The organism is Geomonas ferrireducens, from assembly GCF_004917065.1.
Taxonomy (GTDB): Bacteria; Desulfobacterota; Desulfuromonadia; order Geobacterales; family Geobacteraceae; genus Geomonas; species Geomonas ferrireducens.
In genome coordinates, this window is the sequence record NZ_SSYA01000003.1 from 67538 (window position 1) to 90641 (window position 23104).

Consider the following 23104-nt stretch of genomic DNA (forward strand, 5'->3'; position numbering starts at 1 on the left):
CAAGCAAGGTGCCTCGGTGTTCCAGCCACTGCAGAGAAAGCAAAGACTTAACGCAAAGACGCCAAGGCGCGGAGGCGCTAAGAAGGCTTTATGTTTTACCCAAATCTGGTCTTAGCGTCTTTGCGGCTCCGCGTCTTTGCGTTGATTTTGGGGGGGCTCCAGCTCCTGTGCCGCGCGCAGATGCGGCGCCGCAAGGTCGGGGCGCCCTGCCTTGCGGTAGAGTTCGCCCAGAGTATAGTGGGCCTTCGCGTAGGACGGGTTGAGCGCCACGGCCTGCAGGTAATGCTCCGCCGCGGCGGCAAGATCTCCGTGCGCCTCGTAAGCTGCGCCTAAGTTAAACTGTACGTTGGGGTTTGCAGGCGCGGCCTGCGCCGCCTTCTGCAGAAGGGCGAAGCCTTCTTGCGCCGCCTGGGGGCGTTGCAGGAGCAGTATGGCGAGCCTCGTGAGCGCGGTCACGTGAGCGGGATCCGAGGCGAGTGCGGCGCGGTAAAACTCTTCCGCCCTGGCTTGATCTCCCAGCGTCTCGTATTCGGCGGCGAGGTTGACGTAGGTGTCGGGCGAGGCGGTCCCCCGTCTGATGGCGACCTGATAGGCGACGATGGCCTTGCCGTGGTCACCCGCTTCGGAGAGGGCCTTCGCGTAATTGTGGTACGGCCGCCCGCTCACCGACGACTTGCTCGCCGAATCATACCAGAGGGTGAGCTCGCTCCTCCACACCTCGTTGCGCCGCCATGTGGTGATGCAGAGCAAAAGGACGATGAGCCCCCCCGCAGCTTTGAGGAGTCTCGGCCGACGCTCGAGAAGAAGGATGAGCCCGGCGGAGCACGCGAGGGCGAGGCCGATGGAGGGTAGGTAGAGGCGATGCTCGTTGATCACGTCCCGGATCGGAATCACGCTCGATTCGACAAGCAGGGCAAGGTAGAACCAGAAGATCCCGAAGCCGATCAGGCGCCGGGCCGGGTCGCCGGAGGCGCCGGACGCGGTGCGGTAGAGCCAAGCCGCCAGGGCCAACAGTGCCGCGTGCAGCAAAAAGGCAAGAAACACCAGCGGCGCGAAAAAGCCGGTGGCGAGGCGGTAGTCGTGGTCGATGTTCTGGCCGTACGGGAGGATGAGCAGGCGCAGGTAGGTGGCGACCACCTCGAACTGGGTCGTCAGATACTGGCCGCGCGGGATGAGCTCCGTCTCGCGCGTCAACCGGTCCGCCGCGGAAAGAAGCTCACCCGCAGGGCGCCCGGCCGCCATGAGCATGAGCGGGACCAGCAAGGAGAGCGCGATGAGGGGAGCCGCGAGACGCAGGCGAGTAAGCCGGGAAGCGTTGAAAAAGCTCACCTCGTAGAGCAGCACGGCGAAGGGGAGGGTGGCCGCGATTTCCTTCGAGAGCATCGCCGCCACCGCGGCGATGAGTGCGCCCGCGAAAAGAGATAGCGCCTTGCCCCTGCGCTCCTGCAGGCGGGCCATGGCGTACATGAGGACGGACAGGAGATAGAAAAATGCGGCGAGCGCCGTGGTGCGCTGGACCACGTAGGTGACCGCTTCGACCTGGACGGGGTGGCAGACGAAGAGAAGCGCCGACAGGAGTGCCACCGGCGTGCCCAACCCCGCGAGCCTGGAAGAGCGAAGGCGCGGCGTCCGCAGGGTGACCAGGGTGAAGACGTAAAGCGCCATGCCTGTTGCGATATGCAGGACGAGGTTGAAGATGTGGTAACCGGTGACGTCGAGCCCGCCCATCCCGTAGTTGAAGGCGAAGGAGAGGTAAGTCACGAAGCGGCGCGGGTTGTACTTGAGCCCCTCGCCCTGCAGAAAGGCGGGGAGATCGCGGATCACCCGGTTCTGCACGATCGAGGTAATGTCATCGTAGACGAAGGGAACGCCGAAGGAGTTGGCGTAGGCGGCCAGAGCCGCCAAAGCGATCAGCACGACCGCGAGCAGGTGCCGAGGTCGGGAGGAAAAGGCGGGAGAAAGTTGCTGCATTTGGGCCTCGTGAACAAAAGAGACTGATAACAGTAAAGACACATGACAATAAGGCGCGAGAGACCGCCGTGCCACGGCACAACTTACCACAAATGCCGGGAATACGGAACATCTTCTCACGCCAAGTCGCAAAGAATGTAACGGGGATGCTCATCCCCTTCATCCCTGTTGATCGCCTTTGACTGTGCCTTTCTTTGCGTCTTTGCGTGAGGACCGTCTTTGAGGCTTTTCCCCTTTATAGGTTTGAAGCCTTCATCCCTTTCATCCCCTTCATCCCTGTTGATCGCCTTTCGCCGCGGCTTTTTTGCTCCTTCGCGTGATGAACCCTTCAGGTCGCCTGTCGCGATTTCGCTGTCTTGGACGAAACTGTGAAATTCCACCTTCGAACCTCACTATTCATACGCTGACAGTGAGATTCCCGCCCCGAATCTCACGGTTCCCAACCCAAACAGTGAGATCTTGCCTCCGAATCTCACGTTTTCGGGATGAAACAGCGAGTTCCCATCTCCGGATTGCACTGTTTCGTCGCGAAACAGTGAGATCCCGATCGGGACTTGCACTGTTTCGCGCTAAGATCTCAGTGTTGGCCGCGAAATAACGAGATCCGGAGATTGCGCTATCGCAGCCACGGCCGAAACAGTGGAGCCCCGTGTAGGCTTCGGCAGACGTCAAAGGGGAGATTTCGCGTGGAGAAATGCGGACAAGCGAAGGGGCGGTCGTTACTGCTGATGGGTTCCCGCGATCGGCTTGTTGAAAGGAGGCTAACGAAGGGGATGGGGAACAAACGATGAAGGCGGCTGCACCTGGTGCAGCCGCCTTCGCGTTTAGAGGATGATGAGCTCGACCACGTCCGACCATGGCCCGATTCCCGCGTTGTTGATCAGCCTGGACCTGAAGAAGGCTCTGCGCGCCGCTTCCAACCCGTTATGGGTGAAATGGCAGTAGTTGGATACCATCAGGCGCTGCCATGAACTTTCCTGATCCGGGGGGCCGTAAGTGAACTGCAACTCGACGCTTGCCTTGCCTTCCCAGCTGTTGACATGGAACTTCACCGATCCGGACTCCTTGCCGTGGGTGGCTTTGAATCTGTGGAACTTCTCCGGGATCTTCAGCGCCCAATTCCGCGGAGTCTTGTGCGTTCTGTCCACCCCTATGGTGTCCAACTCCCCCGGGTCCTTGGTGTAGGTTGCATACATCACGATGCACTGGCAACAATACCTTATGGTCTGTATCAACTTCTCTCGTGCCGCCACTCTTTCGGATTCCTTGGTCGGGTCGAGCCTTGCCGCGTGCGATGCCTGCTTGACCAACTGCGCCTCCTCGCGGAGTTGGTCCCCCGTCGGAGCCCAGCGAGACCTCGGTTCCTGAAAGGCTCCGTGCCCGTCCATGATGTCGGCGATGTTTTCCGCGCGTAGCGCCAGGTCCCCGTCGCTTAGTTCCTTAAGGCTTTGGATATCGTGAGTCTCGCTCATCGTTGCCTCCCATGGTGTAGTGAGCTGCCGGAAAGAGATTATTAAATGGGTCTAAGAAATGTCAAGCGTTACGCGTAAGATTTTAGAGGCGGCGGTCAAGGGGAGAGGCGCAAACCCGAGAAGCGTTATCACGCAAAGCCGCAAAGGCGCAAAGAAGGCTGAACAACAACAGATTTCGGTTTAAACCGGAAAAGCCTTGTGTGTCAGGGACGGAACTCGCCGGTTTTGCGAATCGCTTCATACATCGCATCGGGAGCCAGGTCGAGATCTCCCGGCCAGGTCACCGCTCCCAAGTGTAGTGCTACCTGTGCGAACAACGCTTCGTCACGGAGGACTTCGAAGACGCCAGCCTCAGGAGAATTGATGAACCCGCCCATGAAGACGACACCTTCCGTTCCGTCATTGAAGCGCACCCTGAGTCTGTAACCTGGCAGGTGGGAGACGGAAGCCACCCGCCAATCCGCAGCAGGCACGACGGTCGGCACTACATCTATACCAGTGGGGAGATCTTTTCCGGCATCTGTGTTTTTTCGCATAGCTCCCAATCCTTCAGCAACTCGTCCCTATGGAGGTTTGCCCACTCCAGAACCAACCACAACGCGCGGTTCGGCAGACGTCCCCTTATCACTTCAAGTGTCTGGATGTTTATCAGTGCCTCGAATTCAGCGTAAAGAGCATGAAAGTGAGGAGGGGCGTGATCCGCCCAGAACATCTGGATGACGATTCCGTAGAACATGCTGATAGTCGGCATTTTCCCTCCGGAACGCTACTGCTCACGGTACGTGAAAACGAAAAGAGCGTCAAGTTTACCACGCGGTCCGGCACAAAGCCGCAAAGCAAATCTTACATAAAGCGCAAAGCCATTTAACAGGGATGAACGGGATGCAGGGGATACAGGCAAAGCCTGTCTCACGCAAAGCCGCAAAGACGCGAAGAAAAAACAGGAATCGTTTTAAACCCAAGATCGTTTGATCTTTGCCTTTCTTTGCGCCTTAGCGTCTTTGCGTGACAAGAATCTCAGCCGTTTAGGCAGGTTTAAGCCTTATCCCTTTAATCCCCTTCATCCCTGTTAGTCGTTTTGCCTTCTTACTGTGCTTGCATCAAAACAGTCACGTCCCCTCCATTCAACAAACAAAACAAAGCCGTCGAGGGGGGCTGTTTAGCCGGATCTGGTGATGTTTTTGTTCTCTAATTATTAACAATTATGCTATCGGTTGCTGTGCTACTTTTGAAAGACATCTTCTGATGCTTCTGAAGGAATTCATAACCGCCTGTGTCTTGTTGAAAATGTGGTCAATAGTACCCTTTTATAAATGATAATAGTGTGATAAGTGGAAAGCGTAAACTTAGTTATCGCACACAAAATATTCCTAAAACTAGGCGGGTCATGTCGGTTCCTTTACAAGCACCTCTGAGGCAATATCAGCAACTCGCGACGGAAATAGATACAGCTGTGCAGTCGGCGCTGTCTAGCGGACGGTGGCTTTTTGGCACTAGTGTGGATCAGTTTGAGAAAAGCTTTGCGGCTTACTGTTGCGTCCCGTTTGTGATTACTGTCGCAAATGGCACCGATGCTCTAGAAATATCGCTCATAGCGGCGGGTGCAAAGGAGCGCGAAGTCATCACTGTAGCCAATGCCGGTGGGTACACGACAACCGCTTGCAGAATCATCGGTGCGATCCCGGTATATGTCGATATTGATCCAGAAACTCTCCTTATGTCTCCGCAGCATGCCCTTGCTGCCGTGACAAAGGACACTGCCGCACTGGTGGTGACACACCTTTACGGTCGCATGGCAGAGGTCGGAGCTTTCCGCGCAGGTCTTGCCGCCATGGGCCGAGAGGATGTCGTCATTATCGAAGATTGCGCTCAGGCACACGGCGCTTTATTGAACGGGAAGCGTGCCGGAAGCTGCGGAGATCTCGCCACCTTCAGCTTCTATCCTACAAAAAACCTGGGGGCCATGGGAGATGGGGGGGCGATAGCGTGTCACGCCCCTGATATCGCGGCCAAGATCAGGGCGCTCAGTCAGTACGGCTGGTCCCAGCGCTACTGCAGCACTGTTCCTCATGGCAGAAACAGCCGTATGGACGAAATACAAGCTGCGATCCTTCTGTCCAAGCTCCCCCACCTGGATAACTGGAACGAGAGGCGCCGCCGAATCGTTCACCGATACCGAGCTGCCGCTTCAGCGGCATTCAATTCCTGGTACACCGATTCCCCTGCCTTCGTAGCCCATCTCGCCGTCTGTCGCCATCGGCAGAGAGACCATGTCCGGGCTCTTTTTTCCGAGGCCGGCGTTGCGACGGATGTTCACTACCCGACCCTCGATTGTGACCAGCCCAGCCAGCAAGGCTTGCCGATGGTAGTTCACGACCTGCACGAAAGTCGCGCGGCATCCCGCGAGATTTTCACCTTGCCCTGTTTTCCCGAGATGACTGAAGACGAAATATCCCTTGTGGTCAGCGCATTGCAAGCCCACCGGTAATCGAGGAAACTGCATGAGCCAAGAAAGCGCTTCCACTCCTGACTACTCCCTCATCATCCCGGTCTATAAAAATGAAGAAAACATCGATGACCTGTTGGTCGCTCTCACGCGCTTGCACGATGCGGTCGGCCGGGAGATGGAAGTAGTCTTTGTCGTGGATGGCTCGCCGGATCACTCCTATTCCCTGCTTTACAAGGCTCTTCCGCAGGCCGGTTTCCCCTCACAACTGGTCGCCCTCTCTCGAAACTACGGTTCGTTTGCCGCCATCCGGATAGGCCTTGAACGCGCATGCGGCAAATACTGCGCGGTAATGGCCGCCGATCTCCAAGAGCCACCAGAATTGATCACGTCCTTTTTTGCGGTGTTGGACGAAGACGAGGCCGATGTGGTCTTCGGGATGCGCACGGGGAGGGATGATGGCTTTATCTCCGGCCTATGTTCGGCGGCCTTCTGGGCTCTTTATCGAAAGCTGGTTTCTCCTGATATGCCTAAGGGGGGCGTCGACCTTTTCGGCTGCAACCAATTGGTAAGGAAAGCGATTTTGTCGATTTCCGAGCCGAACTCCTCGCTTGTCGCGCAGTTGTTCTGGGTGGGGTTCAGACGAAAGTTCATTCCTTATCGGCGGCTGCCTCGCGAAAAGGGTCAAAGCGCGTGGAAGTTTCGCTCCCGGTTCAAGTACATGCTTGATAGCATTTTTTCCTACTCGGAGCTTCCGGTTATCATCCTTTTGTGGACCGGTGGAATAGGACTTGCCGTCTCCTTCTTCTTCGGGATCACGACATTGCTGGCGCATCTTCTCGGTTACATCGAAGTTCCGGGTTACACGACCCTTATTTTGCTGCAGGTCTTTTTTGCCTCCTCTCTTTTGTTTACCCAAGGGATCATAGCCTCTTATCTGTGGCGGGCCTTCGAAAATACGAAAAAGCGACCGCTGGCATTAGTCCAGAACCACACTGAATTTAACAGGAAGGATTGATACATGGATGACGTCTTCGTGCATGCTCACGGCATCTGCGAAAGCAGGCAGATCGGCAGTGGAACGCGGATCTGGGCTTTTGCACATGTGCTCCCGGGAGCGAAAATCGGCAAGAACTGCAACATCTGCGACAACGTTTTCATTGAAAACGACGTCGTCATTGGCGACGACGTGACCATCAAATGTGGCGTGCAAATCTGGGACGGCCTGCGCATAGGCGACAAAGTTTTCATCGGCCCAAACGCCACCTTCACTAACGATATCTTCCCGCGATCGAAAGAATACCCCGAGGCCTTTGCTCAAACGTGCATTGGCGATGGTGCGTCGATAGGTGCCAATGCGACAATCCTTCCGGGACTGAAGATAGGTGCCAAGGCGATGATCGGTGCGGGGGCCGTGGTGACGAAGAACGTGCCGCCCAATGCCATTGTCACCGGAAACCCCGCAACGATAAGCGGCTACGTCAACATAAGCAGGGAGAAGGTCAGAAGTTTCACCGCTGGTGCACCTGACTTGCAGTCTGTGACGGAACCCGTGAGTCTGCAGGTCGGCGGGGCTGTGCTCTACCCGCTGCCACGCTTCTCAGACATGAGAGGGGAACTCTCCCCGATCGATTTCGGAAAAGACCTCCCCTTTAACCCAACGCGGCACTTTCTGGTTTTCAATGTTCCGGGAGGAAAGGTGCGCGGCGAACATGCCCACAAGGTCTGCGCCCAGTTTTTGATGGTGATCAGGGGCAAGGTCAGCATAGTCCTCGACGACGGTAATGATACCTGCGAAGTCTCACTTGATAGCCCGTCCGCCGGAGTGTATCTGCCGCCGAATGTCTGGGGCATCCAGTACAAATTCACCCACGATGCGATTTTGTCGGTGTACGCATCTCACCCCTATGATCCTGAGGACTATATCCGTTCTTACGAGGAATATCTTTCTTACATTCCGAATAAGGACATGCAGGGATAAGATCCGGGCGTTAAAGGTACCTTGAAATGAAATTGCGTAAGGAAGCTGTTGCGGATGTTGCCTTTCCGTTGCTGATACTCACCATCCAGAACCTGTTGGTCTTTAGCGGACATTACTTCAACCACTATCTCTTCCCCTGGGATTTCGCCCAGGCATACTACGGGTTCACGGCATTCTGGACCTCTGCCGTGGATCAGGGGCTTTTCCCGCAATGGGTGCCGTTTCAAGCCATGGGGTACCCTCTGGCTTTGAACCTTCAATCGGGGCTTTACTATCCCCCGCTCTGGATTTTTCCCGCACTTGGCCTGCCATATACTCTCACAGCCGCCGTCATACTGCAGTGCTTACATGTTCTTTTCGGGGGCTTCGGGATGTTCTTCCTTCTCCGGCTGAAATTGGGGGGGCGCATGATACCGCTGATCGGTGCCCTTATGTTCCAGTTCTTCGGAGGTTTCTATTCCAATGCCGAACATGTCGACATCATCAGAGCCTTTGCCTTCATGCCTTGGCTTTTGTTCGTCTTTTCCTTCGAACCTGAGGGCGGGGAGGGAAACTTCAGGCCAATCTGGCAGCAATACCTTTTCGGGAATAAGCCGAGGAACCTGTTCATTCCGCTTTTTATCTATCTGATGGCGACCGGAGGATACCCTGGAAATTTCATCTCCGGGCTGTTCATGCTTGCGATCTATGTCGTGCTGCAAACGTGTCGAAGCTACATTGCTTCGAGGTCCCTCGTCGGATCGGGCTCTATAGCCCTTCCTGCATTGCTGCTTACCATTGTGGGGCTTGCCATGTCCATCGTCCACCTCGGACCGACATGGGTGGAGAAGGCAAGTCTCACCCGAGAGCAGACGTCGGCCACCATCCAGAAAATGGGATTGTGGCTGACAGAGATCCCAACGCTTTACCTCTCGAATGCGTCGCTGCCGAGCGAAATTTCGATGACTTCCTGCTACGTCACTTTGCCCGCTGTGATCCTATGTTTCTTCCTGCCCTTCCAGAAGTTAAAGGAATACTGGATCGAAGTCGTACTGTTAGTTCTTGCGCTGTTGATGGTGCCAGGCCCACGTAGCCCGTTCTTCACCCTCATCACAAAAGTTCTCCCGCCACTGAACTATTCCAGGTTCCCGACGAGCGACTACCGTATCTTCATTGGGGTGATTCTTATCCTTTTGGCTGCCGTAGCTTTGAAATCGTTGTCTCATGCGCCTCAAGGGTTAGCTGCGCTGCTGACCAGAGCGTCGGCTTCAATTGTCTTCATCGGTTCCGGGTACTTTTACTTTCAGAGCATCGATCCTTTGCTTTCGGTTTCATCGCTTCAATTTGCAGCCTTTCTGGCTGTTTCCGTACTGACCCTCGCGGTGCTTCTTAGTGTCGCCATGAAGCGGTGGATCCCCATTGACGCAGCGTTGGTACTCCTTGCCCTGCTTGTTTTGGGAGACGGCTTCCGGGTCCTTCCAAAGATAGAGTTGCACAGGCCTGGAGTTACCATAAGTGCCTGGCGTGATGGAGACTCTTATTCGGGCTACAAGGCTTACGGGTACCCCCTTGGTGCCGGTAGAAAACTCGCCATATACGAAGCGCTTAAGAACTCTCCGCCTTCACGTCCGCGGCGTATTGACGCAAAGGACAACTTGCTTTTCCCTTGGGCCGGGTATCTGACGGCAAACTATATGACTTCCGACCTTGGCGGAACCAAGATGACGGCACGGGAGGAGATTGAAAGACATCCTCTTACGAAAGAGATCATGATAAGCCCGTGGAGTATACTGTTGCTGCGGCACGGCCAACCTGCCCCTTTGGCACCGAATGAGAGCGTTGATCAGAAAGCCTACGGTATCAATGAAATCGCTTACGAGATATCACTGGAGAGCCCACGGTTGATGGTGGAGAATGAGATCTATTTTAAAGGATGGGTGGCTGATTTGAGAGCAGCTAACTCGGAACTCAAAATAGCTGCAACGAGTATAGGGGAAGGGCTAAGAGCGTGGGATCTGCCTTCAGGAAAATACCGTATGGTTGCCCACTTTGAGTTTCCCAATCTCAACGTGTATCGAGCTGTGAGCATTTCCGCATTTTTGCTGTGGCTGGTGATTTGCGGCCTTAGAATAGTTGAACCTGCCCCACGCGGGGCAGGTTCAACTTGTTGTTAAATATTCTCACTTCATCCGGATCTTGATTTAAAGTAAAGCCTCGCTTGGCTACTTTGTCCCGTTTTGCTTGAGATGAGGCCAAGGTTTAGGCTTGGGCTCCTTCCCCTGTGTCGTCGCAAAGCTCAGACATGATCTTTCCGACCTTTCCCTGAAAGGCTGATTGCGAGAAGTTGCAAGTAACGAATTCCCTTGCCTTGTCCCGGATACTCTCCCACAGTTGCTGGTTGCGGTGCAACTCCGAGACGGCGTGTGCAAAGTCAGTGTGGTTATCCGCTATCATGATGCTTTCCCTGTCAACCAGGCCGATCCCCTCCGCGCCAACTGAGGTAGTCACAACAGGAATGCCGTAATTGGCAGCTTCGATGATTTTGCCCTTGATCCCTGCACCGAAACGAAGTGGAGCGACATAGACTAGGGCTTTCTCGAAGAGCGGTCGAAGATCGCTGACATAGCCCGTGAAATCTACGAGACTGAGATCGAGTCCCTTAAGCTCGTGGTGTGACACTTCTCCCGCAACCGTCAGTCTTATTCCGGGGACTTCCATGCTAAGTGGTGGAAGGATCTGTTGTATGAAGTAGCGCAGAGCATCTACGTTCGGCGGGTGCGTCCCACCGACGAAAAGGAGCCCGGTTCTTTTCTCGTAAGGAGCCTGAGATGCTTCGACGTCGTTTACCGGTAGGGGGATGACTTCTACGTGGGACCCCGGCAGTTCCTTCAAGATGATGTCGCGCTCGACGGGACTGTGGATGCCGATGATGTCGCAGCTTCGGAAGAGGTAGAGTTCGCGCTCCTTTATCTTTGCCAGTTCCTTTAAACTCCCTCCGTCTTTCTCGAGGCGGCGCCCTTCACGAACGAATTCCAGGTCCGGATCGTGATAAATAACCTTCGGGATATGACGACGCACTGTGTCGATATACTTGATCCCTATGTGGTTTCTGGTAAGGATGGCAGCGTGGAAAAAACTGCCGAATTGCTTCAGGTAATCGTTCAGATTGTTCGAGCCGAAAATGACTTCTACGCCCATCTGCTGGAGGACGGCAGTGTAGGGCTGATGCGCAAACAGGTTGTCGGGCCAGAAAACGACCTTATAGTCCAGGGCTACCAGTGCTTTGAGCAAGCTGTACATGAAGAAGGAGCCTGCGTCCCTGTCGTACGTCGGGACGTAATGGTCTATAACGAGGACGGTTTTGCGGTACCTGCTACGGTCTCGCGCCTGAAATACTTCCTGCCCGTTGGGAAAATGGTCACGCCCTAAAACTTCTCGCCAGCGTTCGAGAAACTTCTTCTTGTTCACTTCCTGATAGGCTTTGACACCCGTTGCCATGTCCTTGCCGTGAGACACCCCTTCAAAGTGCACGACTACGGATTTGGGCTGATACACGACGCGATAGCCAAGATTGCGTGCCTGAAATGCGAGGTCTGTGTCCTCAAAATAAGCCGGGGCGTACCTTTCGTCGAAGCCGCCCACTTTCTCCCATAGATCGCGCCGCACCATGATGCTGGCCCCTGATATATAGTCAGCATCCTTCACATAATTGTATTCAGGTTTTTCCGGGTTGTCCCTCCAGCCAAAGTTCCAGCCGGATGCATCGTTCCATATGATACCGCCGGCCTCTTGTAGCATCCCGTCGGGATATACAAGTTTCGAACCGGTTATGCCGATGCTTTGGTCGGTCTCCATCAGCGTAACAAGTGGAAGGAGCCAGTCTGGTTGTACGTTGATGTCGTTATTAAGGAACAGAAGGTATTTCCCCCGGGCCGCCATTGCCGCGTTGTTGCAGTTGCGCAGAAAACCTAGGTTTGTAGTGTTCCGTACCACGGTGATGCCGGTAACCAGTTGATCGATGTCGACTGTTCTGTCGGTGGAAACGTCGTCTGCGATGATGATCTCATATTCAACGTCACCGCTATGCTGGATGATTGAGGCGAGGCATGAGTGGGTGAAATCCCACTGATTGTGCACGGGTATGACAATAGAGACGGTCGGGGACTCACTGGACGGAACAGATAGGAGGGCATCTGGTGATATTACACCATGCAAAAGAAGCGGTTTGAAAGGTGTGGTGGCCGAGACCCTTCCGATGAAATAGTCCAAGCCGGAAAATAACCCCTTTAAATCCCCTCTTTTGATGTACGTGAAGGCAAGGCGGACGGTGTTGCGATCGACCGAGCGTACGAATCGCAGAGGGTGTAGGGTGATGTTGAGCAAAGGCTGTAATTTGGACATTTATACCTTAACGTGAGCGGTTTCAGCCGCCTGCCATTTTGTGGCGCGGGCCGAGAACATAATTGTTATTCGCCCGATGTGAAGTTCGTGGCCGTGGTTCTAAAAGACGATAAGAAGAATAAAACATCTCCTGTAACCGTTATAAAACGAAAGATAAGTGCGACAGCCAGGCTTTGCGGTTCTCCTATTAAACTTGTCAGTGACAGTACCAGGATCGATTCGCGTATGCCGACTCCCGCCGGTGCACCGGGGATGATGTATCCTGCAACCCATGAAGCCGCATAGGTGCATATTGTAATGCCTGCCACTTCGAGCCCTTTCCAACCTGAAAGACATGTGAGGGGCATGAGAAGGACTACACCTGACATGAAGAAAAAGAGCATGTATCGCAGAAATGAAGGGGCCATAGCCCTCAGAAGGTCAATTGAAGACCCAGCAGGTAGCTGAAGGCTGTGTCGGAGGCTGCTTCTTCTCAACATCCAGTTCATGGTAAATGGGAGTGTTAGAGCCCCCGCGAGAATTAAAAAATATCCGGCACGAAAAGCGCTTGATGCTCCGCCCCCACCAACAAGCCCGCCTATAATGGACACGGTGCAGGCTCCCCCGATAAGGCCTGCTGCCTCAAAAACTGTAGCACCTGCTAAGGTGCTGTGACTGACACCCAGCTCTCTTCCCATAAGATGTCTGCCGGCGAAGTGAAACACGTTCCCCGGGAGATATTTGCCGATCTGCGACCGTGCGTATATTGAATACCAAGCGGAAGAGGAATTCTCTGCGCCAAGGTTCCGAATGAGAATGATCCAGGCGGAGGGGAGCAGGAAAGATACGATGCAATATGCAACGGCCCCAAAAGCAACTAATAATGCTATGGGAACGCAAGATTCAAGGGACGAGATCTTGCTCCAGTTCGCATATAGCTTACTTGCTACGACCCACCCAGAAAGAAGGACTAGGAGCGATCCCAGCACCCTGGTTGTGTGTTTGAATAAGGCTTTAGTCCGATTGCTTTGCACGGCACAGCACCACAATCCATGGGGTGGGGGTTTCTACGCGGACGATGTCAAAGGTACTGGAAAGAAAGCTAAGGAAGCTTTTCCGGGACCAATGCTGTATGTGCCCTGGGGTGTTACCCAGCTGCGCGACGTACTTGAACCTGGCAATGTTCATGATGCGCCACAAAGGCTCACGTGGGACGCTGACCAGTAGATATGGAGTGGCAAGCTCAGCCAGGATTTCGAGCGCCTTTTGAGGGGACTCCAGATGTTCCAATACCTCACAGCAGACGACTAGTTCGGCAGCATCGTGTTCAGGCCGCATGTCGTAGATGGAGCATGCTTTGAATGCCGTATCTACTCCATCTCTCTGGGCCAAAGCTTCAGCTTTTGCTATTACTGCCTGTGAGAAGTCCGATCCTCTAACGGCGTATCCCGCGTTGGCTAATCGTCTTGAGAGGTGTCCCTCGCCGCAACCTACTTCATGGATGTCATGAGCTCGGGTTATGGCGACAAGCCTTTCAACGCTTGCGAAAAAACGTTGCATTAAAAAACGGGCAATTGGATTCGAGGAGCCGTATTTGTCATAAAAATTACCGGCTATGATTCCATCTTCTGTTATCACCAGGCCTTTTGACGGCAGCATCCAATTACTCCGGTTTGGAAAGCTCAATTTTTTTAAGTCGGTAATCGATGTCTTCCAGCAGCTTTCTGTTCACAGAAATAAGGTCAGCCAGCAAACCAGTTATTCCCAGGAAGAAACCGGAGCCCAGCAAAAGAGCTCCAAGGATCAAGGATTGTATGTGCCCACTACCGTCTCCAGAGATGTAGAAATACATGAAGCGGAGTCCGATAGCAAGACCAAGGGAAAAACAGAGCGCTCCTGGTATGGCAAAGCAGCGTAAAGGCTTATAGGTCATGAAAATTCGCAATATGGTGAAGACAGAGCGTCTTACATAGCTATATATGCTTTTCACTAAGCGTGAAGGGCGCAAGTCCGCGTTGGTGCGAATCGGAACTGACGTGGTGACCATCCCTTTGAGGCCTGCCTGGATGATTGTTTCCAGCGTATAGGTATATTGGTTGAAAACATGTAACTGCATTGCTGCGTTTCTGCTTATAGCCCTGAAACCGCTAGGTGCATCGGGTATGTTTGTGTTGCTTGTTATCCTAACAATCCAACTCCCGAATTTTTGCAGCACCTTTTTAATCGGGGAGAAGTGCTCGATTTCACTGATAGGCCGAGCGCCGATTACAATTTCTGCTTTTCCTGCGAGGATAGGATCAACGAGTTTTTGGATGTCAGCGGCGCAATACTGGTTATCTGCATCGGTGTTAACGATAACATCTGCGCCGAGTTTCAATGACGCATCAATCCCGGCTAGAAAGGCCTTCGCCAAACCACGATTCCTAGGGAAACTAACGACGTGGTCCACGCCGTTGGCAATGGCCACCTCAACGGTATTGTCAGTGCAACCGTCATTTATAATAAGCCACTCAACCTTCTCTACCCCTGCGATCTCCCGCGGAAGGTCTGCCAGTGTGATCGCGAGGGTTGAGGCCTCATTGTAACAGGGGATCTGTATTAGCAATTTCATTTAAATTCCCTAGGCTATGAGATGTATCAACTAGTAAAACCAACGCTTTTCAAAATGAAAGACAGCTGTCTTGTGTCCGAAGCTGAATGGGGATCCCATTTTTTGTCTAAAGCCAGATATACAATTGTGGGGCCTGTAGCCCTTATACCGTGGTCAAGGGGAAAGCTGGCGGTGAACTCACCCGATCTGTCGATTTTTATGTCTCTATATCGGATTCCGTCGACAGCCACCTGTAGATGAACAACATTCGTGTGGTACCCTGTCATGTCTGGAATTTGAATGCGCAAAACAAGATTTTTTTGACCGCTCTTTTGCAGCAAAACTGCCGATTTTTGCCGCGACCACCTTAAGCCTTCTTCGTGTTCATAGAGGCCTCTCACATATTGGTAATCGCTCTTTGTGAAGTCCGCAATTTGGAGCAAATGAGCATGTTTCTCTTCTTCTGTGAATGGGGCAAAAGGATACAAACGTTTGATTTTATATAATGCATAGCCGTTTTTGCTAATAACGACCTCGTTGCCAGTTTTATCAAGAACTTCGTGGAGCTCTTCTTTTGCGGCAAGCCAAGCTTCTGGATCTGTTGCAAAATATAGGTTGTCTATTTTGTTACTGGGGGGAATCTCACTGATGTCATAGAACATCCTATTCGATAAAAATGACAGAACGGATGCTTGCCACCATCCAGTGCCACAAACCCGTGCGGAAGCGGGCAGAGACTTGATCTTCGCTGCAACAGCGTCCGCGTCTGCTTTCTTTTCTTCTATTGAATTGGCCATTTTGAAGTTGCTGAGGTTGTTGGAGGCTACTAAGGCGAATACTATGGCAAGTGTGTAGGCGAGGAATGAGGTGAAAATAGTGAGGGTGCGGTTCGTTTTTTCGCTGAGAGCCGCTTTGATAATTTTCGCGAAAATGTAAAGTGTGATGATGGTAAGGATCTCATGGATAATGTATCCGTTTATGATGCGTCTACCCCAAGCTTTGCTGGTCGGGGTGATGCATAGCCACCATACGAAGTAAGTGGCACTAGTAAAGTAGATAACGGGTATCGTGAAGGAGGCGGATAAATATTTTTTTAAACGGTATAGTGGCATTAGGTAGGGAAGGAGAAGGAAAATTCCTAAAACACACAGGTTTGTGGTGAATTGATCACCAAGTATCTCAAAGTGCTTAATCGTCTTGGCACTAAGTGAATTGGTGTCGCTGAACCTATGCGTGATGCCGGCTTGTGCCGTGATGTTGCTGAATTCATGACTCCACCATAGCCTATAATCGGTGGATCCCATTGCGCCCAGTTTGTACAATTCAAAAGACAGTAGAGGAAGAGTGGCCGCAAGTAACACTATTAGATGATATTTCGGGCGTATTCGTTTGAAGCACAGAAGATCTAAAAAGGTGGCCACTGTCAAGGCTGGGGCTATAATCAGGGCCACGGTTTTAGTTAAAAAGCCGAGTCCCAGCATGAGTCCGATGCCTAACGACAACAATATTGGACGGACGGAGTTTTTTTCAAGCTGAGTGTATAAAACCAGTGCGGCAAGCATGAAAAATAGCGCTACGATTTCACCATAGCCTTTTAGGCCGAATTTAAAAACATTAGGCGTGGTAGCAAAAGCAACAACTCCAAGCAGTCCTAACCATCTATTCGTCAACTTTACCAATAAAAAATATATCAAGCAGGCGCAACCCAAAAAATAAAATACATTGGGAAGCTGAGCCGTGAAGCTGGAGATGCCAAAAGCCTTAAATATGAGACTGTTCAGTAAAAGTAACGGCGCACCGGTCTGTACTTTGTGGTCGAAGTAGATGATGTGGTTGTATGTGGTTGCGAATCCCACTGAATCGAGGATATTATGGGCTACTTGCATGTTCATAGCGCCATCAAATGACAAGAACGAGTAGTAAGCCTGTGCAAATGCTGTGTATATTAGCGCTGGCACGATGATAGAGACTATCAAGCCGAAGCTGTAATCGTAAAAGGACACATGAGGTTCTTTATTCATGCAATGACCTGTCGGCGTCATGTAACGTTCGAATGACGCAAGTTTACTTGCTACTGCTTACATCGTCTCCGCGTAGCGGGACAGTAGCCATCTTACAACTCTGTTGAGAGCATGCTGACGACCACACAGTGTTGCTTTCACTTGAATAGGAGGTCGAACATCTTTCTTAATGGCGCAGTAAGTCGCCAGCTAGCGGAATTATGCAGAGCGAGAATTTCCTTTTCTTGCTCTGCAACCAGGTTTTGCAACTGCATAGTCCGCTGCTGGGGCTCAAGCGTCGGCGAGGGAATAAACGTGTCCAATTGCTTTAATTCTTGGGGGCCAAGTCCTTGTGTATCTTTATACAAGGTGCTTAACAGTTGAAACCAATTCTCTACCGAGGACGGAAAAGGCGCAGGATTTAGCCTGTTTTGCAAAGACACCTCGTAAGCGTCCTTTGCTAGTTTCAAGCCGAGTCGGTGTGCTTCCAAGTATTTCTGGCCGTATTTTTCATCCGGCTCAAGATGACATCCTTCGCCCCATTCATTCCAGGCATTTATGAAGATCAACCTTTCATCTCCGCAGTATCTCTCTAGCGTGTATCGGGCAATCTGAGATACCCAATAAGCATACGATTCAGGAGATGAATTTACGAAAAGAAGGGGACTTGTTTTCCTTCTTGCGGAGTTATCCCAAGATGGAAAGGCACCTCGGAACAGTTTGTACGACGGGTTGGGCTTGCTAAGCATGTTGAGCATGCACTGGGTGTAATCGTATACCCTTAAATCATCTTCCAGCTGCTGGGGGGGCAGCCCGCAGTCACTGAGATTTGTTATCTGCTTTCCGATACTTCCCCAGTATGGCGCAAATTCCATCGCTGCATCGAAGCCAATGTCGGATGGGGCAATCTCGGCTTCGTCCAGGTTATCCATTCGGTTCTCAACCCTTACCAAATAGATCTCACCGATCCCTGCTTTTATCATTGCCTCACGCCATATTTCCGCCGTTCGCTTGGCGTCTGGTAGCAACGCTGTGCGATATAGAAGAAGTAGCGGCTTTTGGTTTACTCTTATGTAGCGTTTGTCTCGAAAGGCTGGAATCAGGCTGTTTATGAAATCGAGGCTGTCCTGGTCGCTATATTTTTGCTCCATAAGCAATTGCTGTTCGGAGCCGTCCCAGCGCCTGGACCAGTTCTCATTGGCCCAGCAGAGACAGAACGGAAAATCAGGTTCACCATTGGCAAGCACCTCGTTGAATGGGTGTTCGAGCAACCTTTTTCCGTTGAACCAGTAGTGGTAATAACAAAAGCCACTGATGCCATAAGCCTTCGCTAGCTCAGCTTGTTTCGACCTCGCATACGGGTCACGAAGGTCATAATATCCAAGATCCGAAGGGACGTGGGGTTGGTAGTGACCTTCAAAGCGGGGCTTTGATTTTTTTACGTTCGTCCATTCTGTGAAGCCCTCACCCCACCACTGATCATTTTCAGGGATTTGGTGAAATTGAGGGAGATACATTGCAATAGTTCTGAGATCTAAAGTATCCATTATTGATTCATTCCTAATTCAGTAAAAATTCCCTCTATGCATTTTTGGGCCGACATGAAGTTGTAGCGACTACGAATAAAGTCCCTGTTGTTACGGCTGGCATCTTCAAGGATTTTGGGGAACTGGTACAAATCAATAATCCGCTTTGCGAAAGCCTCTGCATCGTCGGTAGGGGAAATGACGTTGCTTATGTCTGGGATCCCTTCGATCCCGATACTGGTGGAGACGATGGGCAATCCGTAATACATCGCTTCTAGAGTCTTGCCTTTTACACCGGCACCGAAGCGAAGAGGGATCACCACGAGTCTGCTGGCTTGATAATGCTGCTTTAACTGTTCATCTGTGACAAAACCTAGTATCTGGATGCGGTTGGATGCTAGACAACGGATTTCCGGAGGAGGATTGGAGCCGATGACCTTAAAGGTAAGGTTGGGAACAGCCGGATGCACAAGCGGCAGGATCTCCTTGCAGAACCAAGATACCGCATCGATATTGGGAGTGTGCGCAAAACCGCCTACGAACAAAACAGAGCTTCTGTTCTCGAATTCATAAGAAACAGGCGGGAAGTCTTCGTAAAAATACAGGGGCACTGTCTTGACATTTACCTCTGGGAAGGATTTGCTGATTATTGAATTTTCTTCGGTACTAAAGGTGAAGACCATATCGGCTTTTGAAAAGATGTCGGATTCGATGTCTTTGTATTTCTTGGCCTCGGAGAGGACCTTTTTATCCCCTTCAACCTCATACTTTCGCTCTAAACGCAGGTAGTGTAAATCGTGAACCTGATAAATAATTTTAGCATCTGTATTTTCCTTGATGAAATCTAAAAACATGTTGGCTGGATCAGGCTTGTTTAATAGCACGTAGTCAAGATATTGAGCATTTTGCAATATCCACTGTTTCCAATTCTCTCTGTACCAGTCACCATCTAGAGTCTCAATGCCAAGGTCATTAAGGGCTGTTGAATATGGCTCAATATGGTAGAAATCGGCGCCGATGAACTTCACGTTGAATCCCATATGCAAGAGCATGCGAAGGTACATGTAATTTGTACGGGAACCGGCAAATTGGTCGAAAAGCGGGACTTGGTAGTCGATGAAGAGGATAGTTTTCTTGTTCCTACTTCTATCGCGAGCAAGAAAGAGATCAGTGTCCATGGGGAAGTGCTTGGATTCAAGGACCTCACGCCATTTTTCTAAAAAGAAATTCTTGTTGCGCACCTGGTAGCTTTTGATTCCGCTGCCCAAGTCGGTGCCGTGTGAAATTCCCTCGAAGTGCACAACGACGGATTTAGGTTGATAAACAACCTTATAGCCGAGTTTTCTGATTGAAAAGGCGAGGTCGGTGTCCTCGTAGTATGCTGGAGCAAAACGCTCGTCAAAACCATGAAGACGATCCCACAATTCCTTCCTTACCATGATGCTGGCGCCGGAGATGTAATCTACCTCTTTTAGGTAGTTATACTCGGGCTTTGTACGGTCATCGAGCCTGCCATAATTCTGCCCGTTGGCATCGTTCCATATGATGCCACCTGCTTCTTGTAACCGGCCATCTGGATAAACGAGCTTTGAGCCCGTCATGCCAATGCCAGGATTCTTGTCGAGAATTTCTGTAAGGGCTATCAACCAATCCTTTTGGACATTTGTATCATTGTTTAGGAAAAGGATATACTTGCCCCTTGCTTTTACGGCCGCATTATTACAGTTAAGCAAAAAACCAAGGTTCGTATTATTTCTGATGTGCGTTATATTGCAAACATAATTAAGGATATCTTTTGTTTCATCGTTGGAACAGTCATCAGCAATGATTATCTCATATTCTGATTCTGATGTATTTTTTAAAATAGAAGTTAAACAGGAAAAAGTGTATTCAAATTGATCGTATACTGGGATAATGATGCTGACTGTAGGGCTAACGCTGATTGGAAACTCAAGAATTTCTTTTGGGGGAATAGTCGTAGGATACGTCTCGAGCCCATTGAGAACGGGTCCTAAAGGTTGGGTGTCGGTTGAGTATTTAGAACAGGTGCTAGTACCATTTAACGTGGGGCCAATATTCAAGAAATCGTAAATCTTTCTGAGGGGAGCAGTGATTTTCCAACTTGCTGAATTGTGCAAGTTTGTTATTGCTAGGCTTTGATTGACTATTGTATTTTCTTTTTCTTGCAATTTCTTTTGTAAAAAGGCCACTTCATGTGTTTTTTGCGTAATGGTGGCTTTCATCGCATTTATTTGATTCGATAGCTGCACCGTAATGTTTGAATGATGCGCTACTTCAACCTGAAGTCGTTCAATTCGTTCAAAAGATTCTTTGAGTTGCATTAAATTGTTCGAGTGCGATTGGTGCATAACTACAAGCTGGCTGATTAGGTGGTGGAAAGTCGTATTTTTTCTTGCGCTGTGGTCGGCAGCTAATACTTCTTTATACAGTTTGCAAAACTTTTGAGCGTAGATCTCAGCCGTAAAGTTGTTCAAGAAATGATCAGCAGCAGCTTCTCCTAACTTGGTGAGCATGTCCTTATCGCTGGCCAGTCTAAGAATAGCTTCAGAAAGGTTTTCAACATCGTTGACATCAGCTATAAAACCGGTAACTCCATCTATGATTCCTTCCTTTGAACCTCCACAATCAGTTGATATTACAGCTTTCCCAGCTGCCATCGCCTCAAGGATAACCATCGGGAAAGCTTCGTTGATAGAGGTGGAAAGGTAAATGTCAGCAGATTTAATAAGATCTTGCGCATCACGCCGGAAACCAAGATGCTTGACTGTGTTCTCAAGATGCAGTTCGGTTACTATTCGGTTAAAATCAGAGATAGAAGATTCAGACGCATGGCCGACCCACAAGAACTGCACATTTTGATTCTTCCTCGTAACTGCTGAGGCAACTTGTAGCCAGGCTGGATACCCTTTTCGTTCTGTAAGTTCCCCAACTGTAATAATAATTAAGTTTTCTGAAAGATGGAGATCTTTGCGCTTATCTACCTCTAAATCTTTAGGGAATATGCGCGGAGATATTCCATTATGGATTGTGATAAGTTTATCGCTGCTGATGATTCCTTCAAATTGTCTTTGAGCCGATGCAGCAACTGAAACAATGTAGTCTGAAAGAAATGACATTGCATTGAAAATTAAGGGTAACGGGTACATTGGGATCAGCTCTGGGTGCCCAACCAGCGTTTCGTGCACATGCCAGATATGCGGGACCCCGACTAAGCTTGCAGCAATCGCCCCTTCTATAACAACTGAGGTGTTTGTGTGGACTAGCTGTATATTTTCACTTCGTATGATACTTGCTATCGCTTCGACTCGGTCATTCAAACAAGACTCTTTCAAGGTATTGTCAAACGAATACCTGATCCACCGTTCTAGTGGCACAATAAAGGTCTTGATCTGCAGGTCCTTGATTTCATTAACTAGGGGGCCATCACTAGGGAAAACCACTACAGGATCGAAGGCTGTCCTGTCGAGGTGTTTCAAAAGTGTAAGGAGGCACATTTCAGCCCCGTTTATAAATGGGGAGTGAGAAACGTATAGTATTTTAACTTTGTTCATCTTTGATTTTCCATTAACGATGAGGTAAGTGTACTGAATACATCACTTAAGTCGGTTTCGTGTTTTATTCTGTCCTCGGCGCTGTGTGCGAAAAAAAACTCAGACACTAATGTAGAGCCAAAACCTATTTTAGTTTCAACGTTGAAAAGTAATTTTAAGGAAATGAATGAGGTGCTGAAAGTGCATACACAAATATTTTGTGGTGGTGGCGAAGTCGCTTGAAGCTTTTGAAGAAAAAGTTCGAATGGTATGTATGGTAAGATATCGTCTTTCATACACAGGACATAATCAAAAAGGTCATCAAGTGCTTCTATTAATTTGTTGATTTTTGATAGATCATCTCGTGGATGTGGTTTGATTATCAAGACATTGTCTGAACTATTTTGCTGGTCAGAAATAAATCTTTTGTAAGCTTCAATTTCACTATCCAAGGACATTCTTTGCGCTTCAGAGAAGTTGGATGTCATTAATACTGTGACGTTTTTGCCTCTGAGCTTATCTAGAAGGATATCGACTTCGTTTCTATCAAGTATAGGCTCCATTTTAGAGAAAATGTCTCTCACGAGTTCTTTGGGAACTAACTTGAATGGGAATGGAGGCCTTTTTTTATAGATGTCTGGAAAAACAAAATATCCTTCATCGAAGGTCTTACACGCTCGCGAGTACTTCTTGCTAAATTTACGCTTGAGCCAATTCCAAAACGATTTTTGCTGTGCTGAAGCTAAACTGGGTTCGTTTCTCGTAAGATAGGAGTAGTTCGAAGGGATATAAATGCCAAGGCCATCCCCAAAACAAACTCTATACGCTTCGGGAAAAGCTTTAATCATCGCTAGATTGGATGGATGAACATCAGTACCCAGGTATATTTCGTCTACTGATGGGGCTGTAATCTTGCTAAGGATGTAACTTTTCAAACTCTTTTCGTCATCTTGAAATTGCAATGCTACATTTAGATCTTCAGGCGCGAAATAAATTACCCGTTCCCAATCCATGATGGTTTGCGCCATTTCAACGATTGTCTTAAAGAAAAATTCTATCTGGCACTGTGGACAATAGAGGTCATAAACGACCAGAATGTTCTTGAAGTTAGTCGTGCGGCGCTTATCGCGCAGGAGCACTGCACAAATTGCTGAGACCAGTTGTATTGTGCCCTGGCAGGTTATGACTCTGTATTTTGTTTTGCCCAT

General features: G+C 50.3%; 17 protein-coding genes. 4 read left to right on the plus strand and 13 right to left on the minus strand.

Translation table 11 applies throughout. The features are described 5' to 3' along the window. Positions 1–111 precede the first annotated feature (111 nt). The 5 genes from E8L22_RS16160 to E8L22_RS16180 all read right to left on the minus strand — a co-directional run bounded on the left by E8L22_RS16160 (position 112) and on the right by E8L22_RS16180 (position 4194). Complete coding sequence (locus E8L22_RS16160) at positions 112–1971, minus strand: tetratricopeptide repeat protein (RefSeq protein WP_136526182.1); 1860 nt, start codon at positions 1969–1971, stop codon at positions 112–114. A gap of 116 nt (positions 1972–2087) precedes the next feature. Next, complete coding sequence (locus E8L22_RS16165) at positions 2088–2351, minus strand: hypothetical protein (RefSeq protein ID WP_136526183.1); 264 nt, start codon at positions 2349–2351, stop codon at positions 2088–2090. 444 nt (positions 2352–2795) lie between these two features. After that, a complete protein-coding gene (locus tag E8L22_RS16170) occupies positions 2796–3443 on the minus strand; it encodes a fibronectin type III domain-containing protein (RefSeq protein WP_136526184.1) in 648 nt (215 codons plus the stop codon). A gap of 203 nt (positions 3444–3646) precedes the next feature. Then, on the minus strand, positions 3647–3979 hold the full coding sequence (locus E8L22_RS16175; protein ID WP_136526185.1) for a DUF2442 domain-containing protein: 333 nt from the start codon (positions 3977–3979) through the stop codon (positions 3647–3649). Then, on the minus strand, positions 3934–4194 hold the full coding sequence (locus E8L22_RS16180) for a DUF4160 domain-containing protein (RefSeq protein ID WP_136526186.1): 261 nt from the start codon (positions 4192–4194) through the stop codon (positions 3934–3936). Before E8L22_RS16180 ends, E8L22_RS16175 begins: the two co-directional genes overlap by 46 nt. 636 nt (positions 4195–4830) lie before the next feature. On the opposite strand from E8L22_RS16180, the gene E8L22_RS16185 reads away from it, so the two are divergent. The 4 genes from E8L22_RS16185 to E8L22_RS16200 are packed head-to-tail and all read left to right on the plus strand — an operon-like array spanning position 4831 to position 10023. Then, on the plus strand, positions 4831–5931 hold the full coding sequence (locus E8L22_RS16185) for a DegT/DnrJ/EryC1/StrS family aminotransferase (RefSeq protein ID WP_136526187.1): 1101 nt from the start codon (positions 4831–4833) through the stop codon (positions 5929–5931). A 13-nt stretch (positions 5932–5944) separates the two neighbouring features. Continuing rightward, positions 5945–6907, plus strand: coding sequence for a glycosyltransferase family 2 protein (locus tag E8L22_RS16190; RefSeq protein WP_136526188.1), 963 nt, complete (start codon positions 5945–5947; stop codon positions 6905–6907). Between the two features lie 3 nt (positions 6908–6910). Further along, positions 6911–7870, plus strand: a complete 960-nt coding sequence (locus E8L22_RS21910; RefSeq protein ID WP_136526189.1) for a WxcM-like domain-containing protein — start codon at positions 6911–6913, stop codon at positions 7868–7870. Positions 7871–7896: 26 nt separating this feature from the next. Beyond that, positions 7897–10023, plus strand: coding sequence for a hypothetical protein (locus tag E8L22_RS16200; RefSeq protein ID WP_136526190.1), 2127 nt, complete (start codon positions 7897–7899; stop codon positions 10021–10023). Positions 10024–10108: 85 nt separating this feature from the next. On the opposite strand, the gene E8L22_RS16205 is transcribed toward E8L22_RS16200, so the two are convergent. The 8 genes from E8L22_RS16205 to E8L22_RS16240 all read right to left on the minus strand — a co-directional run bounded on the left by E8L22_RS16205 (position 10109) and on the right by E8L22_RS16240 (position 23104). Then, positions 10109–12118 (minus strand): glycosyltransferase, encoded by a 2010-nt coding sequence (locus E8L22_RS16205; protein ID WP_162604856.1) that lies wholly within the window; start codon positions 12116–12118, stop codon positions 10109–10111. A 197-nt stretch (positions 12119–12315) separates the two neighbouring features. Beyond that, positions 12316–12927 (minus strand): hypothetical protein, encoded by a 612-nt coding sequence (locus tag E8L22_RS16210; RefSeq protein ID WP_136526192.1) that lies wholly within the window; start codon positions 12925–12927, stop codon positions 12316–12318. A 316-nt stretch (positions 12928–13243) separates the two neighbouring features. Further along, complete coding sequence (locus E8L22_RS16215; protein ID WP_136526193.1) at positions 13244–13888, minus strand: class I SAM-dependent methyltransferase; 645 nt, start codon at positions 13886–13888, stop codon at positions 13244–13246. A gap of 4 nt (positions 13889–13892) precedes the next feature. Then, a complete protein-coding gene (locus tag E8L22_RS16220) occupies positions 13893–14840 on the minus strand; it encodes a glycosyltransferase family 2 protein (protein WP_136526194.1) in 948 nt (315 codons plus the stop codon). 26 nt (positions 14841–14866) lie between these two features. Further along, positions 14867–16840, minus strand: a complete 1974-nt coding sequence (locus tag E8L22_RS16225; RefSeq protein ID WP_162604857.1) for an ArnT family glycosyltransferase — start codon at positions 16838–16840, stop codon at positions 14867–14869. A 137-nt stretch (positions 16841–16977) separates the two neighbouring features. Next, the gene (locus E8L22_RS16230) at positions 16978–18366 is read right to left on the minus strand and encodes a glycoside hydrolase family 99-like domain-containing protein (protein WP_136526196.1); all 1389 of its coding nucleotides are present in this window, start codon (positions 18364–18366) and stop codon (positions 16978–16980) included. Then, complete coding sequence (locus E8L22_RS16235; RefSeq protein ID WP_136526197.1) at positions 18366–21917, minus strand: glycosyltransferase; 3552 nt, start codon at positions 21915–21917, stop codon at positions 18366–18368. The genes E8L22_RS16230 and E8L22_RS16235 overlap by 1 nt, the downstream gene beginning before the upstream one ends. Beyond that, a complete protein-coding gene (locus E8L22_RS16240; protein WP_246044712.1) occupies positions 21914–23104 on the minus strand; it encodes an alpha-2,8-polysialyltransferase family protein in 1191 nt (396 codons plus the stop codon). Before E8L22_RS16240 ends, E8L22_RS16235 begins: the two co-directional genes overlap by 4 nt.

Bases quoted from the DNA above. Each gene is read 5' to 3' on its own strand.
- E8L22_RS16160 (WP_136526182.1), bottom strand. From the start codon at position 1,971: ATGCAGCAACTTTCTCCCGCCTTTTCCTCCCGACCTCGGCACCTGCTC.
- E8L22_RS16170 (WP_136526184.1), bottom strand. From the start codon at position 3,443: ATGAGCGAGACTCACGATATCCAAAGCCTTAAGGAACTAAGCGACGGG.
- E8L22_RS16175 (WP_136526185.1), bottom strand. From the start codon at position 3,979: ATGCGAAAAAACACAGATGCCGGAAAAGATCTCCCCACTGGTATAGAT.
- E8L22_RS16180 (WP_136526186.1), bottom strand. From the start codon at position 4,194: ATGCCGACTATCAGCATGTTCTACGGAATCGTCATCCAGATGTTCTGG.
- E8L22_RS16185 (WP_136526187.1), top strand. From the start codon at position 4,831: ATGTCGGTTCCTTTACAAGCACCTCTGAGGCAATATCAGCAACTCGCG.
- E8L22_RS16190 (WP_136526188.1), top strand. From the start codon at position 5,945: ATGAGCCAAGAAAGCGCTTCCACTCCTGACTACTCCCTCATCATCCCG.
- E8L22_RS21910 (WP_136526189.1), top strand. From the start codon at position 6,911: ATGGATGACGTCTTCGTGCATGCTCACGGCATCTGCGAAAGCAGGCAG.
- E8L22_RS16200 (WP_136526190.1), top strand. From the start codon at position 7,897: ATGAAATTGCGTAAGGAAGCTGTTGCGGATGTTGCCTTTCCGTTGCTG.
- E8L22_RS16210 (WP_136526192.1), bottom strand. From the start codon at position 12,927: ATGGGAAGAGAGCTGGGTGTCAGTCACAGCACCTTAGCAGGTGCTACA.
- E8L22_RS16215 (WP_136526193.1), bottom strand. From the start codon at position 13,888: ATGCTGCCGTCAAAAGGCCTGGTGATAACAGAAGATGGAATCATAGCC.
- E8L22_RS16220 (WP_136526194.1), bottom strand. From the start codon at position 14,840: ATGAAATTGCTAATACAGATCCCCTGTTACAATGAGGCCTCAACCCTC.
- E8L22_RS16225 (WP_162604857.1), bottom strand. From the start codon at position 16,840: ATGAATAAAGAACCTCATGTGTCCTTTTACGATTACAGCTTCGGCTTG.
- E8L22_RS16230 (WP_136526196.1), bottom strand. From the start codon at position 18,366: ATGGATACTTTAGATCTCAGAACTATTGCAATGTATCTCCCTCAATTT.
- E8L22_RS16235 (WP_136526197.1), bottom strand. From the start codon at position 21,917: ATGAACAAAGTTAAAATACTATACGTTTCTCACTCCCCATTTATAAAC.
- E8L22_RS16240 (WP_246044712.1), bottom strand. From the start codon at position 23,104: ATGGGCAAAACAAAATACAGAGTCATAACCTGCCAGGGCACAATACAA.